The organism is Lactobacillus sp. ESL0700 (genome assembly GCF_029392095.1).
GTDB lineage: Bacteria > Bacillota > Bacilli > Lactobacillales > Lactobacillaceae > Lactobacillus.
Genome location: NZ_CP113930.1, coordinates 1,533,329 through 1,551,637, shown reverse-complemented (window position 1 = coordinate 1,551,637; position 18,309 = coordinate 1,533,329). Strand labels below are relative to the sequence as shown.

The window sequence follows — 18,309 nt, the reverse complement described above, 5'->3', positions numbered from 1 at the left end:
TATTCGTATATTTCTAGAAACTTTGCGGAGGTTTTTTATGAAGAATAACCGGAATCGGCTGCTATCGAATGGCCTGTTCTATATAGTTGTTTTCCTTCTATTATTGGGAGGTATCAACTGGGCTCTTGGCGGCTCTGATAATTCTGGTGGCAGTGAAAATATTAGCTACTCTGAATTTGTCAAAGACTTGCGTCAAGGCAAAGTTAAAAACTTTAATGTTCAGCCTGCTAACGGGGTTTACACCGTTTCAGGCAGTTATAAGACAGCACAAGGAAGCAAAGACCAATCGAAAAACAGTTTTGACTTCTTTAGTGGTAATTCGGGCGCACAAGTAACGCGCTTTTCAACCACGATGCTGCAGAATGATTCAAGTGTCGCTAATGTTCAGGACTTAGCTCAAAAGAGCGATACGAAGATGACAACTCAGGGAGAGTCGCAATCGGGCAATTGGATTTCAACAATTGTGATGTTAGTGCCGACTGTTCTGTTTATTGTCATGATGTGGATGATGATCAGTCAGACCGGTGGCGGTGGCCGCGGCGGTTCTGGTGGCGGCATAATGAACTTTGGTCGTTCACACGTTAAGCCTGAAGATCCTAAAAAGAATAAGGTCCGCTTCTCCGATGTTGCTGGTGAAGAGGAAGAAAAGCAGGAATTAGTTGAAGTCGTTGAATTCTTAAAGAATCCAGCTAAATTTACTAAACTCGGTGCCAAAATTCCGTCAGGTGTTTTGCTTGAGGGTCCTCCGGGTACCGGTAAGACTTTGCTTGCACGTGCTGTTGCTGGTGAAGCTAACGTACCATTCTTCTCGATTTCCGGTTCCGACTTCGTAGAAATGTTTGTCGGTGTCGGTGCCAGTCGGGTTCGTGATTTATTTACCAATGCCAAGAAGAACGCACCAAGTATTATCTTTATTGATGAAATTGATGCTATCGGACGTCGGCGTGGCAGTAATGCCAGCGGCGGTGGTAATGATGAGCGTGAACAGACCTTGAACCAATTATTGGTTGAAATGGACGGTTTCGAAGGTAACGAAGGCGTTATCGTAATTGCCGCAACCAACCGGTCTGATGTCTTGGATCCAGCTTTGCTGCGTCCAGGTCGGTTTGACCGTAAAGTCTTGGTTGGTACACCTGATGTTCGTGGTCGTGAAGCTATTTTACGGGTTCATGCTAAGAACATGCCATTAGCTGCTGACGTTGACTTAAAGGAAATTGCCCGTCAGACCCCAGGATTTGTCGGTGCTGACCTTGCTAACCTTCTAAATGAAGCTGCATTGCTTGCAGCTCGGCGCAATGGTACTGAAATTACTGCCGCTGATCTTGATGAAGCTGAAGACCGCGTAATTGCGGGACCAGCTAAGAAGAACAGCATGATTTCTAAGAAAGAACGCGAACGTGTTGCCTTCCACGAGGCAGGACACTCAATCTGTGGGCTGGTCTTAAGTGATTCACGGACTGTTCGCAAGGTTACGATTGTTCCTCATGGCCGCACTGGTGGTTATAATTTAATGTTGCCAAAGGACGACCAATTCTTATTAACCAAAAAGCAATTAATGGAACAAATTGTTGGGTTAATGGGTGGTCGTGCCGGTGAAGAAGTTGTTGTTGGTGACCAGTCAACTGGTGCTTCTAACGACTTTGAACAAGCAACACAAATTGCCCACAGCATGGTTGTTAATTATGGGATGACCGATTCTTTAGGGATGGTTGAGCTTGAAAAAGAAGGCGAGACTAATCCTTACGGCTTTAAGCCATACAGTGAAGCAACTTCAGCTAAGATTGACGAGGCTGTTAAAGAATTACTTGACGAGGCCCACGCTAAGGCTGTGGAAATTGTCAAGGATAACCGCGACAAGCACCGGGTAATTGCTGAAGCATTGCTGAAGTATGAAACTTTAGATGAAAAGCAGATTATGTCGCTGTACACAACGGGTAAGATGCCAGAAAAAATGCCAGAATACCCGAGTGAGTCTAAGGCTTTGACTTATGAAGAAGCTAAGGCAGCTGCTGAAAAGAAAGAAAACCATAAGGCAACTATTACTGCCGAAAAGGAAACTGAAGATAAAGATAGTAAACATGTTCATTCTGAAGAAACAGTCGAAACTCCTTTAGAGAAGAATGAGGAAGTGGAAGAGCACAATCCGGAAAATCCAGAGAAGGCTCATGAAACTGATGCCGATTCTTCATCTAAGGATCAAGATCATTCTTCAGATGATCAACAAGATTAATAATTAATAGGGCCTGACTGCGGGCTCTATTTTTTTAGGAGAACTAAAATGAGCGATTATTTAATTAAGGCAATTGATAAAACAAAAAATTTACGGTTATTAACGGTTACGGCTAAGGATTTAGTCCAAGAAGCCCAGACCAGACATGATACTTGGTCAGCGTCTTCTGCTGTTTTGGGGCGGACCCTAGTTGCCGGTGTCTTACTGGCAGGAGCCGAATTGACTGATCAAGAAGAATTGACGGTGCGGCTACTTGGCAATGGCCCAGTTGGCCCAACAATAGTTACGGCTCAGTCTGACTTAACAGTCAAAGGTTATGTGAAGAATCCGCACATTGCTTTGCCACCACGAGATGATGGTCATATCGATGTTAAAAAGGCAGTTGGTCAAGGTTGGTTAGAAATCACAAAAGACTTGGGCTTAAAGGAACCATACACGGGTCAAGTGCCGATTGTATCTGGTGAAATTGCCGAGGACGTTGCCTACTACCTTACTAAGTCAGAACAAATTCCGTCAGCAGTCGGCTTGTCAGTTTTTGTTAATCCGAATAATACAATCGGTGAAGCTGGTGGCTTTATGTTGCAGGCTTTGCCGGGAGCTAGTGACAGCTTGATTACCAAGACAATTAAGCACATCGATGATTTGCCAGCGCTGTCAACTTCATTTTTAGCAGGGATGACACCCGAAGACTTGGCTCGTAAAATTTTAGGGACTGACTGCAAGATTTTGGCAAAAGAACCGGTAGCCTTTAAGTGTGACTGTTCAAAGAAAAAATATGCTGACATTTTGGAAACCTTAAAGATTGAGCAATTGCAGTCGATGATTGACGAGGATCATGGTGCTGAATTGACCTGCAGCTTCTGCGGCAATAAATATCAATACACGGAAGCCGAACTGAAGGATATTTTGGCAAAGAAAAAAGAAGACAAGGAATATTAAGTCAGTGTCTTCTGTGGGATTAGAGCTGTTCAATTTGCAGTAGATACATCAAGATTAAATCGAAGATGGCAATTATAGAATAGATGCTGCCAATGTTCTTACCAAAGATGATGATCCAGCAGCTACTGCCGATGGTATAAACAAGGACTTCTAGTATTAGTTTGGCAACACCAGTCAAGGCTTGAGGTGAGTGTGGTGCACCATAACGCGACCAGACTAAGAAAATAAGGATTGCTACTGCAGCAAAAATGATTTTACTTAGCAAGTCACGCTTAATAAACGCGCCGCTGAAGATGCCAATGACTGTCGCGCACTCTAATAAAAAGCGACAGCTAAGTGTAATTATTTTAATAAAATTCATCAACCATTATCCTTTCTATTATTTTTTAAGTATAATTCAAAATCAGGGTGCGGTTAATACCAATTTTGATTATAATGTAAGGGTTGAACAAAGATGAAAAGGAGTGTAACAACATGTTAAACGTCTATATTGTGCGTCACGGTGAAACCGATACAAATAAAAGCCTGAAAATTAATGGTTCTGCTACTGACTTGCCACTTAATGAAACTGGTATTAAACAAGTAGAAGCCTTGCGCGACAGTTTTGATATTAGTCAGATTGATTGTGTCTATGCCAGCCCACTTACAAGAGCAAGACAAACGGCTGAAATTATCGATCGCGGGCAGCACCAGATTATTCTTGACGACCGCTTAAAAGAAATGAATTATGGCAACTGGGATGGCAAAGATGCGCTTGAAATTAAGCAAAAATTTCCCCAAGCTTTTGATGAATTAGGATATTTTACAGAAGATTACAGTGACTATTGCAGCGGCGAGAGCTATCAACATTTAGCTGACCGCTTGATGGACTTTTGGCATGATTTAGTGCAAAAGCATGAAAATGAATCAGTGCTGCTTGTTTTTCATGGGACTGCTTCACGTTCACTAGTTCAAAACGTGTTAGGGATACCGCATATTTCTTTAGTTGGTGAAGCGCAAAATGCTGGTGTGATTAACTTTTCAGTTGATGATCGCAGCAAAAAAGCCTTCTTACGTTATTACAACCGGGTAGCTCCTAGCAATTTCTTTATTGCAAAATAAGATAATTGCCAGTTATTCTTTTAAGTGATTGACACCGTGAAATTTTGCTGATTTAGTCTTTTTTGTTATGATGTTAAAGTATTTGAAAGGATGATTTGGTGGATAATAGTTGGAAGATTCGCGATATTACCATTCCTAATCGTGTGGTTGTTGCACCGATGGCTGGGGTTTCAAATTCGGCATTTCGGATGATTTGTAAAGAATTTGGCGCTGGGATGGTTGTTTGCGAGATGATTTCTGATCATGGAATCATTTATCGAAATAAGAAAACAATGTCAATGATGAAGGTTGATCCGCGTGAACACCCAATGAGTATTCAGATTTTTGGGGGAACTGAAGAAACATTGCTGCAGGCGGCGCAATACATTGACCAGCATACCGATGCTGATATCATTGATATTAATATGGGTTGTCCGGTACCAAAAATCACAAAAACGGATGCCGGTTCTAAATGGTTGCTTGATTCGAACAAGATTTATCAAATGGTGCATGCAGTTGTCCAAAACGTGTCAAAACCTGTTAGTGTTAAGATGCGTATTGGCTGGGATCGTAAGCATATTTTTGCTGTAGAAAATGCTTTGGCAGCTCAAGAAGCTGGTGCCAGCATGATTGCAATGCATGGTAGAACCCGTAAACAGATGTATCAGGGACATGCTGATTGGGAAACCTTGCATGATGTTGCCCAAGTGCTTGATGTGCCATTTGTTGCTAACGGTGACATTGCAACGCCGGAACTAGCTGAAAAGGCATTAAAGGAAATTGGCTCAACAGCCGTAATGGTTGGTCGTGCTGCCTTGGGTAATCCGTGGATTTTGAAGGATATGACCCATTATTTGGCAACTGGTGAGCGCCTAACACCGCAAACTGTGCGCGAAAAGGTGGCAACCGCCGAACACCAATTGCAAGGCTTGGTTGACTTAAAGGGTGAAAAAATTGCGGTACCTGAATTTAGACAGCAGGCTGCTTATTATTTGAAGGGGGTTCCCCGTTCAGCACGAACCCGTGCTAAAATAAATGAAGTATGGACAGCACAAGAAGTCTACGACTTGCTGGATAACTTTGTTGAAGATTATGAGAAGCGTCAGGCACAAAAGACGGCTCGACGCGTTTAATAAAATAATGGAGGAAAAGTAATTGGCAAAGAAAGAAATGAATGACCAGTTGATCGTTCGTCGCCAAAAGTTGGCAGAATTACGTGAACATGGCATTGAGCCATATGGCATGAGAAGATTTGAGCGGCAAGACTTAGCGCAAACTTTAAATGAAAAGTATCATGCTGAGGATAAGGATGAGTTAAACGAAGACATGCCTAAAACCAGAGTAGCAGGTAGAATGCTTGCTAAGCGTGGTAAGGGTAAAGTTGGTTTTGCTGATCTTTATGACCGTACTGGTAAGATTCAAATTTATGTTAGAAAAGATATGGTTGGCGAAGACAACTATCAAATTTTTAAGAAGTCAGATATTGGTGACTTCTTAGGCATTGATGGTGAAGTCATGAAGACTGACACCGGTGAGCTGACTATTCGGGCAACCCATGTGACTTTCTTGTCCAAGGCTTTGCGCCCACTTCCTGATAAGTTCCACGGCTTAAAGGATGTTGAACAGATTTATCGGCAACGTTACCTTGATTTGATTACCAATCATGATAGTTACATGCGTTTTGTTCACCGTAGTCAAATTATTCAAGCAATTCGTGATTATCTTAATAAGCAAGACTTTTTGGAAGTTGAAACTCCAGTCTTGCACGACATTCCTGGTGGTGCAGAAGCACGGCCATTTGTAACTCACCATAATGCACTTGACATTGACCTTTACATGCGGATTGCCTTGGAATTGCCACTTAAGCGGTTAATGGTTGGGGACATGGAACGAGTTTATGAAATCGGCCGTGTCTTCAGAAACGAAGGAATTGATACGCACCATAACCCAGAATTTACCGAGCTAGAAACTTATTGTGCTTACTTTGACTTCCACGATGTAATGGACGAAGCAGAAGGCATTATTCGGGCTGCTGCTGAAGTTGTTTCACCAGATGGTAAAGTTACCTACCAAGGGACAGAAATTGATTTAGGCAAGCCATATCGTCGTGTACACATGGTTGACTTGATTAAGGAAAAGACTGGCGTTGACTTCTGGAAGAAGATGAGCGTTGAAGAAGCAACCAAGATTGCTGAAGATCACGGCATTAAGGTTGAAAGCTTCTGGCAAGTTGGTCACATTATTAATGCTTTCTTTGAAAAATATTGTGAAGAAACCATTGTTGACCCAACCTTTGTTTATGGTCACCCAGTTGAAATTTCACCATTAGCTAAGAAGAATGCTGACGATCCGCGTTTCACTGACCGGTTTGAAATTTATATTATGGGTGAGGAGTACGGTAATGCCTTCTCCGAATTAAATGATCCAATTGATCAACGTGAGCGGTTTGAAGCACAAATGGCTGAACGTGAAGCGGGTAATGATGAAGCTGATTTGATTGATGAAGATTATCTGCGGGCAATGGAATACGGTATGCCGCCAACAGGTGGACTTGGAATCGGAATTGACCGGTTGGTAATGCTCTTAACAGATGCACCAGCAATTAGGGATGTTTTGTTGTTCCCAACCATGCGTCCGGAAAAAGTTGAAGACGTTGACCGTGAAGTTCAAGAAGATTTAAAGAAAAAAGCAAAAAATAATTCTGCAAAATAAGCTGTTAGATTAGGCTTTTTGGGCAATTAGGAAATTCTTTTCAAAGAATTTCCTTTTTTTCTTGCAAAAAAGGTTTGCAAAATCAAATTCATTTGCTATAATAATAAATGTCTTGCGGAAGTAGTTCAGTGGTAGAACATCACCTTGCCATGGTGGGGGTCGCGGGTTCGAATCCCGTCTTCCGCTTCATAATAAAAAGACTCACCGCTTGGGTGAGTCTTTTTATTGAAACGGGAAATAGCTCAGCTTGGTAGAGCGCTACGTTCGGGACGTAGAGGTCGCAGGTTCGAATCCTGTTTTCCCGATAAGTAACTGTCTGGTAACGGGCAGTTTTTTTGTTGTCTATAAATGATTATAGTAAGGAATATTAGCGTAAGTACATTGTCTTTGCTATAATAATTGCAATGTTTTTGACATGAACAGTAACCATTTAAAGTAAATGGTTTTACAATTGGCTTTAAAGAGATTACCAATATTCATGTCATTTTAAGGTGGTGCTATGATGAAGAACTCTTACAGTAAAAGTGCAAATCAAGTATTAGAGATTGCACGTGAACAAGCACAGAATTTTCATCATCGCTTAATTGGTACTGAACATGTACTGCTTGCGATGGTGATTGAATCAGATGGCGAAGCCGGCAAGGATTTGCGGGCTTGGGGAGCTACACCTACTGCCATTCGTGAAGAAATTGAGCGCTACACCGGTTATGGTTCTGCCGCTAAAACCAGTTATATGGAGATGTCACCGCGTTTGAGCATGGCGCTAGCATATGCTGGCACATTAGCAGAGCGTGGCGGTTCAAGCGAGGTTAAGACTAGTCATATTTTGCTGGGACTGATTTCTAGTGAGCAAGTTTTAGCAGCAACTATTTTACGTAATCTGAATATTAATATTCAAGGTCTGCGAGATGATGCTCAGCGCAGCCTTGGTCAAGAGGACAACTCAGAAATCGATAATGATTGGTTTGGTGCCGCACCAACTGAAATGAATAATAAACCTAAGAGCACGACACCGACGTTAGACCAAGTTTCGGTTAATTTGAATGAACGGGCAGAAAACGGGCAGATTGATCCAGTGATTGGTCGCGACCAAGAGATTGCTCGGGTAATTGAAATCCTATCGCGGCGCACTAAGAATAATCCAGTCTTAATTGGTGAACCTGGTGTGGGTAAAACAGCGGTTGCTGAAGCAATCGCAACGGCAATCGTAAATAAAAAGGCACCGCATGACTTATTAAATAAGCGGGTGATTTCGCTTGATTTGGGCGGCTTAGTAGCTGGTACCAAGTACCGCGGTGAATTTGAAGATCGCATGAAGAAGATCATTAAAGAAATTACCAAAGATGGTAAAATTATTCTTTTTGTTGACGAAATGCATACCTTAATCGGTGCTGGTGGTGCCGAAGGTTCAATCGATGCGGCTAATATTTTGAAGCCATCGCTTGCTCGCGGTGACATTCAAATGATTGGGGCAACAACTTTTGATGAATACCAAAAGTATGTGGAAAAAGATCAGGCTTTGGCTCGCCGCTTCCAACAAGTTCGTCTCAATGAACCTTCAAGAGCTGAGTCACTGGCAATTTTAACCGGATTACAAGCTAAATATGAAAAGTTCCACCACGTTAAATTCACTAAGGCTGCTTTAGAAGATGCGGTGGATTTGTCCAGTCGCTACATTTCTAACCGTTATTTGCCCGACAAGGCAATTGACTTGATTGATGAGGCCGGTGCTGCCGTCAAAATTAAGACGAACAAGGCGCCTGACAACCAGTTAATGCAGGTTAATGAACAAATTAAACAGGTAATTGATCAAAAGAATCAAGCGGCTGTCAATCAGAACTTTGTTGAAGCTGCTAAGCTGCAAGAGCGGCAAAACAGTTTGCAATTAAAGCGGGACAAGTTGGCTAATCGACTGGAAGAAAAAGTTGACAGTAAAGCTGTGGTTAAGCCGGAAGATATTGCTAAAGTGGTATCTAATTGGACTGGCGTTCCGGTTACACAAATGAACCGGAATGAGTCAAAGCAGTTAGCTAACCTTGAAAGTGACTTGCACCGCCGCATTATCGGTCAGGACAAGGCAGTTTCTGCAGTTAGTCGGGCAGTTCGCCGCAGTCGTAGCGGAATTAAGGATGAAAATCGTCCGATTGGCTCATTCCTATTTTTAGGACCAACTGGTGTTGGTAAGACCGAGCTAGCTAAGGCAATTGCAGCTGCAATGTTTGGTTCAGAAAATAATTTAATCAGAATAGATATGTCTGAATACATGGATCAGATTGCCAGCAGCAAGCTGATTGGGTCGGCTCCCGGCTATGTTGGCTACGATGAGGGTGGCCAGCTGTCCGAAAAGGTGAGACGTCACCCATATTCAGTTGTTCTGCTTGATGAAGTTGAAAAGGCACATCCTGACGTGTTTAACTTGTTGTTGCAGGTTCTTGATGATGGCTTTTTAACCGATTCTAAGGGAAGAAAAATCGACTTCCGGAATACGATTATCATCATGACTTCTAACCTAGGTTCGCGTTCATTATTTGAAACGCAGGCGGTGGGCTTTAATGCCGATAATTCTAGTCAAATTAAGATGCGGCGTGAACGGGTTAAGCAAGCACTCAAGCAGTTCTTCAGACCGGAATTTTTGAACCGAATTGACGAGACAATTATTTTTGATGAATTGAATGCTAGTCAGTTGCGGCAAATTGTTACGCTCTTAACGCGCAAGTTAATCGACAGATTAGCTAAAAAGGGTATCCAGCTTAAATTATCTCGGGCGGCAATGGATAAGATTGCCAAGGATGGTTATAATCCAGAGATGGGTGCTCGGCCGCTTAGACGGGCAATTCAAACTGATGTTGAAGATGAAGTTGCTTCAATGCTGATTAAAGGTGAACTGCAAGCTGGCGATTTACTCAAGATTGGCAGCAATCATGACAAGCTGAAGTTTGAAGTTGTTAAAGTAGCTGATCCAGAATTAGTTGGTATAAACTAAATCAGTTGACAGAATAAGCAAATTTTGTTATATTTAAGCGTGATTAAAAAGGCTGAAGTTCAGAATTTTGCTGATATATTGTCCAGCAGAATAATAAAAGACAAAAACGACAATGTTGTTTTTGTCTTTTTTATGCTTAAAATTCCGGCCTTTTGAATTTGTAAACGAAATGTAATATTTGCTTTCTCTAACAGAAAGGATGTTTTCTCCTTGTTAAATGGACACGTAGTGAACTATGGTAAACACCGGACAAGACGTAGTTTTTCACGGATTAAAGAAGTGCTGAAACTACCTAACTTGACTGATGTTCAAACCGAATCATATAAGTGGTTTTTGGATGAAGGTATTAAGGAAGTCTTTGACGACATTATGCCAATTAGTGACTTCTCAGGTAAGCTTTCTTTGGAATACATGGGTTATAAATTACAAAAGCCTAAGTATACCGTTGATGAAGCCCGTGATCATGATGCGACTTATTCAGCACCAATGCACGTTACTTTGAAGTTAACTAACCAAAAAACCGGTGAAATTAAGACCCAAGATGTTTTCTTTGGCGATTTGCCATTAATGACTGAATCTGGTTCATTCATTATTAACGGTGCCGAAAGAGTTATTGTTTCACAGTTAGTTAGATCACCAAGTGTTTATTACTCAGGTGACTATGATAAGAATGGCCGCCAAATCTTTGGCACAACTGTCATTCCTAACCGTGGGGCATGGCTTGAATTCGAAACTGATGCTAAGAATATCTCATACGTTCGTGTTGACCGGACTCGTAAGTTGCCTTTGACTGTATTAATCAGAGCAATGGGGATTGGCTCAGACGGCGATATTTTAGACGTGTTTGGTCAAAGTGATACTTTACAGTTTACTTTGGACAAGGATGTCCATAAGAACCCAGCTGACTCACGAGTTGCAGAAGCATTGAAGGATGTTTATGAAAGATTACGTCCTGGTGAGCCGAAGACAACTGATTCTTCACGGTCGTTGCTTTATGCTCGTTTCTTTGATCCACGTCGTTATGACTTGGCTCCAGTTGGTCGTTACAAGGTCAACAAGAAGTTATCATTGAAGAACCGTTTGTACGGTCAAACTTTAGCTGAAACTTTGGCTGATCCTGACACTGGTGAAATCATTGCTAAGAAGGGTACTGTTGTTACTCATGAAGTAATGGATACTTTAGAGAAGTACCTTGACCGCGATGACTTCAAGATGGTTACTTATGAACCATCTAAGGAAGGTGTTCTTCCAGACCCAATTAGTGTTCAAGAAATCAAGGTTTACTCAAAGGTAAATCCAGAACGTGTTGTTAAGATGATGTCCAATGGTCACATTGACAAGAGCGTTAAGTACTTAACTCCTGCTGATGTTTTGGCTTCAATCAATTACTTCTTGTTATTGCAAGATGAAATCGGCAACGTTGACGATATTGACCACTTGGGTAATCGTCGTATTCGTCGAGTTGGTGAATTATTGCAAAATCAATTCAGAATTGGTTTGGCAAGAATGGAACGTGTTGTTCGGGAAAGAATGTCAATTCAAGACCCATCAACTGTTACACCACAACAATTAATTAACATTCGTCCAATCGTTGCCAGCATCAAGGAATTCTTTGGTTCCTCACAGCTGTCACAGTTCATGGATCAACATAACCCGCTGGGTGAATTGACGCACAAGCGCCGGATGTCTGCCTTAGGGCCTGGTGGTTTAACTCGTGACCGTGCCGGATACGAAGTTCGGGACGTGCACTATACCCAATATGGTCGTTTGTGTCCGATTGAAACCCCAGAAGGTCCAAACATTGGTTTGATTAACTCTTTGGCAACATACGCTGTGATTAACAAGTATGGTTTTATTGAAACACCGTACCGTCGCGTTTCTTGGAAGACCCACAAGGTTACTGACAAGATTGACTACTTAACAGCCGATGTTGAGGATAACTATATTATTGCCGGAGCTAACACACCACTTAATCCAGATGGTTCATTTAAGGATGAATTAATCTTGGCTCGTTCAAAGGAAGACAACGTCGAAGTTAGTCCAGATAAGATTGACTACATGGACGTTATTCCTAAGCAAGTTGTGTCTGTTGCTTCTGCATGTATCCCATTCCTTGAAAACGATGACTCTAACCGTGCTTTGATGGGTGCCAACCAGCAACGTCAGGCTGCGCCGTTAATTAATCCACACAGTTCTCTTGTTGGAACTGGGATGGAATATCGTGCTGCCCACGATTCCGGAGCTGCTTTAATTGCTAAAGCTGCAGGTAAAGTTGAATACGTTGATGCTAATTCTATTCGGATTAGACGTGCTGACAGTACTTTGGACGAATACGTTCTTGAAAAGTACCGCCGGTCAAACAACTCGAAGTCATACAACCAAACTCCAAACGTTAAGTTAGGTGATGAAGTTGTTGAAGGTGAAGTTATTGCTAACGGCCCAACAATGGACCACGGTGAATTAGCTTTGGGTCAAAACCCAGTAATTGCCTTCATGACTTGGAACATGTACAACTACGAAGACTCGATTATGTTGTCAGAACGGCTTGTTAAGGATGACGTATACACTTCAATCAGTATTGAAGATTACGAATCTGAAGCTCGTGACACTAAGCTTGGCCCAGAGGAAATTACACGTGAATTGCCAAACGTTGGTGAAGATGCGTTAAAGGACCTCGATGGCGAAGGAATTATCCGCATCGGTGCTGAAGTTCACGATGGCGACATTTTGGTTGGTAAAGTTACTCCTAAGGGTGTGACTGAATTATCAGCCGAAGAAAGATTATTGCACGCTATCTTTGGTGAAAAAGCACGTGAAGTTCGTGATACTTCTTTGCGGGTACCTCACGGCGGCGGCGGAATCGTTCGCGACGTTAAGGTTTATACTCGTGAAAAGGGCGATGAATTATCACCAGGTGTTAACACCTTAGTTCGAATTTACATTGCCCAGAAGCGTAAGATCCAAGTCGGAGATAAGATGTCCGGTCGTCACGGTAACAAAGGTACGGTTGCCGCAGTTGTTCCAGAAGAAGATATGCCATACTTGCCAGATGGTACACCAGTTGATATTTGTTTGAACCCAATGGGTGTTCCTTCACGTATGAACATTGGTCAGCTTTTGGAATTACACTTGGGCTGGGCTGCAAATAGCTTAGGTATTCACGTTGCAACACCAGTATTTGATGGTGCTAGCGAAGATGATGTTTGGGACACAGTTCACCAAGCCGGAATTGATAAAGACGGTAAGACTGTTCTTTACGATGGCCGTACAGGTGAGCCATTCCACAACCGGGTTTCAGTTGGGATCATGCACTATCTGAAGTTGACTCACATGGTTGACGATAAGATTCACGCACGTTCAATTGGGCCTTACTCACTTGTTACGCAACAACCTCTTGGTGGTAAAGCACAATTTGGTGGTCAGCGTTTTGGTGAAATGGAAGTTTGGGCTCTTGAAGCTTACGGTGCTGCGTACACTCTGCAAGAAATTTTGACTTATAAGTCAGATGATGTTGTTGGTCGTGTAAAGGCATACGAAGCAATCGTTAAGGGCGAAAGAATTCCTAAGCCAGGTGTTCCAGAATCATTCCGTGTTCTTGTTAAGGAATTACAATCATTAGGATTGGACATTCGTGTTCTTGACATGGATCATAATGAAATTGAATTACGTGACATGGATGATGATTCAAATGAACATTTGAATATTGATACTTTGTCGAAGATGGCTGAAGAACAACAAAAGAAGAAGTTAGCCGAAGAAACTGCCAAATCTGATGATGAAGACGAGCTAGTTAAGGAAGTCAAGAAGACTGAAACTGCCGTTGACGAATCTGACGATGACAACAAGATTTCTAAATAAGTAGGGGGTTAAACTTTTGATCGATGTAAATAAGTTTGAAAGCATGCAAATTGGTCTTGCATCACCTAACAAGATCCGCAGCTGGTCATACGGTGAAGTTAAGAAGCCAGAAACAATTAACTACCGTACTTTAAAGCCAGAAAAAGACGGTCTGTTTGATGAAAGAATTTTTGGGCCAACTAAAGACTGGGCTTGTGCATGTGGTAAATATAAGGGTGTTCGTTACCGCGGAATCGTTTGTGATCGCTGTGGGGTTGAAGTCACCTCTGCCAAAGTTAGAAGAGAACGGATGGGCCACATTGAATTGGCTGCTCCTGTTACTCATATCTGGTACTTCAAGGGTATTCCATCACGGATGGGATTAATCCTTGATATGTCACCAAGATTACTAGAAGAAGTAATTTATTTTGCGGCTTATATCGTAATCGATCCTGGTGACACTGACCTTGAATTTAAGCAATTAATGACTGAAGCTGAATACCGTGAGCAAAAGGCAAAATTCGGTAGTCGCTTTGTTGCCAAGATGGGTGCTGAAGCTATTCGTGATTTATTACGGAAGGTTGATTTGGCTAAGGAAGTTACCGATTTAAAGAAAGAATTGGAAACTGCAACTGGTCAAAAGCGGACACGGGCAATTAGACGTCTAGATATTTTAGATGCCTTCAAAGATTCAGGCAATAAACCTGAATGGATGGTTATTGATGCTGTTCCAGTTATCCCGCCGGACTTACGGCCAATGGTTCAACTAGAAGGTGGCCGGTTTGCGACCTCCGACTTGAATGACCTTTACCGCCGGGTAATTAACCGGAACAACCGGTTGAAGAGACTGCTTGACTTGAACGCACCAAACATTATCGTGCAAAACGAAAAGCGGATGCTGCAAGAAGCTGTCGATGCGTTGATTGATAACGGTCGTCGCGGTCGTCCAGTTGTTGGACCAGGTAACCGACCATTGAAGTCATTGTCACACATGCTTAAAGGTAAGCAAGGACGTTTCCGTCAAAACTTGCTTGGTAAACGTGTTGACTATTCAGGTCGTTCAGTTATTGACGTTTCACCAAAATTGAAATTCTATCAATGTGGTGTTCCGCGTCCAATGGCACTGGAATTGTTCAAGCCATTCGTAATGCACGAATTAGTTAAGCGTAAGATTGCTTCTAACATTAAGAGTGCTAAGCGTAAGATTGATCGTGAAGACGATGATGTCTGGGATGTACTTGAAGATGTAATTAAGGAAAGAACGGTTCTGTTAAACCGTGCCCCTACTTTGCACCGTTTGAGTATCCAAGCCTTTGAACCAGTTTTGGTTCCAGGTAAATCAATCCGTTTGCACCCATTAGCTTGTGAAGCTTACAATGCCGACTTCGATGGGGACCAGATGGCTATCCACGTTCCATTATCAGATGAAGCTGTTGCTGAATCACGGCTGTTGATGTTAGCTGCGCATCATATTTTGGCACCAAAAGATGGTAAGCCAATCGTTACACCATCACAGGATATCGTATTGGGTAACTACTGGTTAACTCAAGCCGAACGTGGTCGTGAGGGTGAAGGCATGATCTTCAACTCACCTGCAGAAGCTACAGTTGCATACAATAATGGTGACATTCACTACCATACAATCATTGGTATGTCAGCTGATTCAATGCCGAAGAAATCATGGCCTAAGGGTTATGAACATGGTATTTTCATTACCACTTATGGTCGAGTAATTTTCAACCAAATTACACCAGAAGATTACTTCTACATTAACGAACCAACCGAAGAAAACTTGAACAATCCACTAGCACCTAAGTACTTCTTAGAGCCTGGTGAAGATATTCATGAAAAGATTGATAATGTTGGTGACGACTTAGTTGCAACACCATTCAAGAAGTCATTCTTGTCTGATTCAATTGCGACAATTTACAAGTATTACAAGGTTCAAAGAACCTCAGAATACCTTGATGATTTGAAGAAGTTAGGCTACACTAGCTCAACTACTTCCGGAATTACCATTGGGATGACTGATGTTCCAGAAATTAATGATAAGGACGAAAAGGTTGCTAAGGCCCACAAGCAAGTTGACGTTGTTTCTAAACAATTTAGACGCGGCTTGATTACTGAGCAAGAGCGGCACGATCGGGTTATCAGCATTTGGAATGAATGTAAGGATCAAGTTCAAAACGAAATTGCACAGATTTATGATCCACGTAATCCAATTACAATCATGGCCGACTCTGGTGCCCGTGGTAACATTTCTAACTTTACGCAGTTAGCCGGAATGCGTGGCTTGATGGCCACTCCTAACGGTGGGTTGTTCGAAATTCCTGTTACGTCAAACTTCAAGGAAGGTTTGTCAGTTTTGGAATTGTTCATGTCCACTCACGGTGCCCGTAAGGGAATGACTGATACGGCCTTGAAGACTGCTCAGTCAGGTTACTTGACACGGCGGTTAGTTGATGTTGCTCAGGATGTTATCATTCGTGAAGACGATTGTGGTACTGACCGTGGTATTCACGTTCATGCCATCATGGAAGGTGACGAATTAATCGAGCCTTTGTACGATCGTTTGCTTGGTCGTTTCACTGCTGAAACTGTTAAGGATCCTAAGACTGGTGAAGTACTTGCTGGTCCAAACGAAATGATGGATGAAAACTTAGCTCACAAGATTTGTGATGCTGGTGTTACTGACGTCAAGATTCGTTCAATCCTGATCTGTGATACACCTCACGGTGTTTGTCGTAAGTGTTACGGAATGAACTTGGCTACTGGTGAAGAAGTTGAAGTCGGTGAAGCAGTTGGTACTGTTGCCGCTCAATCAATCGGTGAACCTGGTACTCAGTTGACTTTGCGTACTTTCCACAACGGTGGGGTTGCCGGTGCTGAAGATATTACTCAGGGTCTTCCTCGTGTGCAAGAATTGTTTGAAGCTCGTAACCCTAAAGGTCGGGCAATCATTTCTGAAGTTGATGGTATCATTGATTCAATTCAAGAAAACCCAGCTGAACATACACGTGAAATCACTGTTAAGGGTAAGATTGATACCAGAAGTTACAGTATTCCTTACACTGCTTCTGTTGCTGTTGCCGAAGGTGACTTCGTTAACCGTGGTGACAAGTTGACTTTAGGTTCTGTTGATCCTAAGGAATTAATTCAAGTAACTGATACCTTGACAACTGAAGAGTACATTTTAGTTGAAGTTCAAAAAGCCTACAGAATGCAGGGTGTAGACATTTCTGACAAGCACGTCGAGGTCTTAACTCGGCAAATGTTGCAAAAGGTTCGTATCCTTGATCCAGGTGAAACTGACTTATTGCCAGGTGCTGTAATGGATATTGGTGACTTTAAGGAACGTAACAAGTCAGTTATCATTTCTGGTGGTATCCCAGCTACTGCACAAAGTGTTATCTTGGGAATTACCAAGGCTGCCCTTGAAACTAATAGTTTCTTGTCAGCTGCCTCATTCCAGGAAACAACTCGTGTTCTGACTGATGCATCAATCAGAGGCAAGAACGATCCATTGCTTGGTTTGAAAGAAAATGTTATTATCGGTAAGATTATTCCAGCTGGTACTGGTCTTCCAATTTACCGTAACATGGAACCTGAAGCTGATGTTAAGAAGCCACAATCTGTGTACTCAATCGCTGATATTGAGAAAAAGATGAAGGAAGCTGACAAGGCTAAGGAACCACAAAAGTAGTTCAAAAATAAATAGCGTTTCTACATAATAGTAGGAACGCTATTTTATTTGAATAAGAGTTGAATAGTTAGTCCAAGAAAGAGATAAGGGACAAAGGCAATAGATTGTTGCTTTTGTCCCTTTTGCTTTTTCAGGTAAAAGTGAACAATTAATAATGCCGAGCCAATTAAAAAGGTCAGGTTTGCTGTGTGCGGGCTAAAGTAGATAGCGAGGATAAGATAAATGAGTAAATCGCCACTACCCAATTTGTGCTGCCAAACAAAGAAGAACAATAATAGTAAAATCGGTAATAATTCCACATAATCTAAAAGTTGAAAGTGAAGTAGGTCGCTACTTTTAAAAAGTGCTAGACATAAGGCTGGCGCAAGCATCAGCAAATGAAACTCTTGTTGTTCAAAATCGCTGATGGCAGCAAGTAGGAGACTGAAAATCAGGATAGCAGTCGCCCAACCATTAATTTGGCTGAAGTCAATTTGAATAAAGGCAAGCCCGCCACAAATTTCAATTACTGGCAATTTGACCGGAATTGAATGATTGCAGTAGCGGCACTTACCATGAAGCAAAAGATAAGAAATCACCGGCAATTCGTCAAGGATGCTGAGTTTGGTTTGGCAAGTGCTGCAACGTGACCGAGTTAAGAAAAAGTCAAAAGTTTCCCAGCGATCGCAAACGACAGCGGCATGGGATGCAAGGCAAGTGCCGATTAAAAAGTTAGTTAGTGTGTAAATCCAGTTCATGTTGTACCTCAGTATTAGGTACGCTAAAAATTAGGTTTCATCCAAAAATTATTGTATTAATTATATGAAAAATATATAATAATTTAAT

General features: G+C 42.0%; 10 protein-coding genes and 2 tRNA genes. 10 read left to right on the top strand and 2 right to left on the bottom strand.

What is annotated here, in order from left to right:
• Positions 1 to 37: 37 nt before the first annotated feature.
• Complete coding sequence (gene ftsH / locus OZX63_RS07440) at positions 38 to 2,230, top strand: ATP-dependent zinc metalloprotease FtsH (protein ID WP_277142804.1); 2,193 nt, start codon at positions 38 to 40, stop codon at positions 2,228 to 2,230.
• 48 nt (positions 2,231 to 2,278) lie between these two features.
• Positions 2,279 to 3,169, top strand: coding sequence for an Hsp33 family molecular chaperone HslO (gene hslO, locus OZX63_RS07435; protein WP_277142803.1), 891 nt, complete (start codon positions 2,279 to 2,281; stop codon positions 3,167 to 3,169).
• A 19-nt stretch (positions 3,170 to 3,188) separates the two neighbouring features.
• On the opposite strand, the gene OZX63_RS07430 is transcribed toward hslO, so the two are convergent.
• Positions 3,189 to 3,530 carry a YrdB family protein gene (locus tag OZX63_RS07430; RefSeq protein WP_277142802.1) on the bottom strand — a complete coding sequence of 114 codons (342 nt, stop codon included), beginning with the start codon at positions 3,528 to 3,530 and terminating at the stop codon, positions 3,189 to 3,191.
• A gap of 113 nt (positions 3,531 to 3,643) precedes the next feature.
• Here OZX63_RS07430 and OZX63_RS07425 point away from each other — a divergent pair, with 113 nt between their 5' ends.
• The 8 genes from OZX63_RS07425 (at position 3,644) to rpoC (ending at position 17,484) form a co-directional block, all read left to right on the top strand.
• On the top strand, positions 3,644 to 4,270 hold the full coding sequence (locus OZX63_RS07425) for a histidine phosphatase family protein (RefSeq protein WP_277142800.1): 627 nt from the start codon (positions 3,644 to 3,646) through the stop codon (positions 4,268 to 4,270).
• A gap of 98 nt (positions 4,271 to 4,368) precedes the next feature.
• Positions 4,369 to 5,382, top strand: coding sequence for a tRNA dihydrouridine synthase DusB (dusB, locus tag OZX63_RS07420; protein WP_277142798.1), 1,014 nt, complete (start codon positions 4,369 to 4,371; stop codon positions 5,380 to 5,382).
• A gap of 22 nt (positions 5,383 to 5,404) precedes the next feature.
• Positions 5,405 to 6,961, top strand: a complete 1,557-nt coding sequence (gene lysS, locus OZX63_RS07415; RefSeq protein ID WP_277142796.1) for a lysine--tRNA ligase — start codon at positions 5,405 to 5,407, stop codon at positions 6,959 to 6,961.
• A 114-nt stretch (positions 6,962 to 7,075) separates the two neighbouring features.
• Positions 7,076 to 7,147, top strand: a tRNA-Gly gene (locus OZX63_RS07410).
• 45 nt (positions 7,148 to 7,192) lie between these two features.
• A tRNA-Pro gene (locus tag OZX63_RS07405) sits at positions 7,193 to 7,266 on the top strand.
• A 197-nt stretch (positions 7,267 to 7,463) separates the two neighbouring features.
• Positions 7,464 to 9,944 carry an ATP-dependent Clp protease ATP-binding subunit gene (locus tag OZX63_RS07400; protein ID WP_277145111.1) on the top strand — a complete coding sequence of 827 codons (2,481 nt, stop codon included), beginning with the start codon at positions 7,464 to 7,466 and terminating at the stop codon, positions 9,942 to 9,944.
• Between the two features lie 210 nt (positions 9,945 to 10,154).
• Positions 10,155 to 13,802: a DNA-directed RNA polymerase subunit beta gene (locus OZX63_RS07395; RefSeq protein WP_277142794.1), complete on the top strand. Its 3,648-nt coding sequence runs from the start codon at positions 10,155 to 10,157 to the stop codon at positions 13,800 to 13,802.
• 16 nt (positions 13,803 to 13,818) lie between these two features.
• Complete coding sequence (gene rpoC / locus OZX63_RS07390) at positions 13,819 to 17,484, top strand: DNA-directed RNA polymerase subunit beta' (RefSeq protein WP_277142792.1); 3,666 nt, start codon at positions 13,819 to 13,821, stop codon at positions 17,482 to 17,484.
• 44 nt (positions 17,485 to 17,528) lie between these two features.
• On the opposite strand, the gene OZX63_RS07385 is transcribed toward rpoC, so the two are convergent.
• Positions 17,529 to 18,221 carry an A24 family peptidase gene (locus tag OZX63_RS07385; RefSeq protein ID WP_277142790.1) on the bottom strand — a complete coding sequence of 231 codons (693 nt, stop codon included), beginning with the start codon at positions 18,219 to 18,221 and terminating at the stop codon, positions 17,529 to 17,531.
• Positions 18,222 to 18,309: the final 88 nt, after the last annotated feature.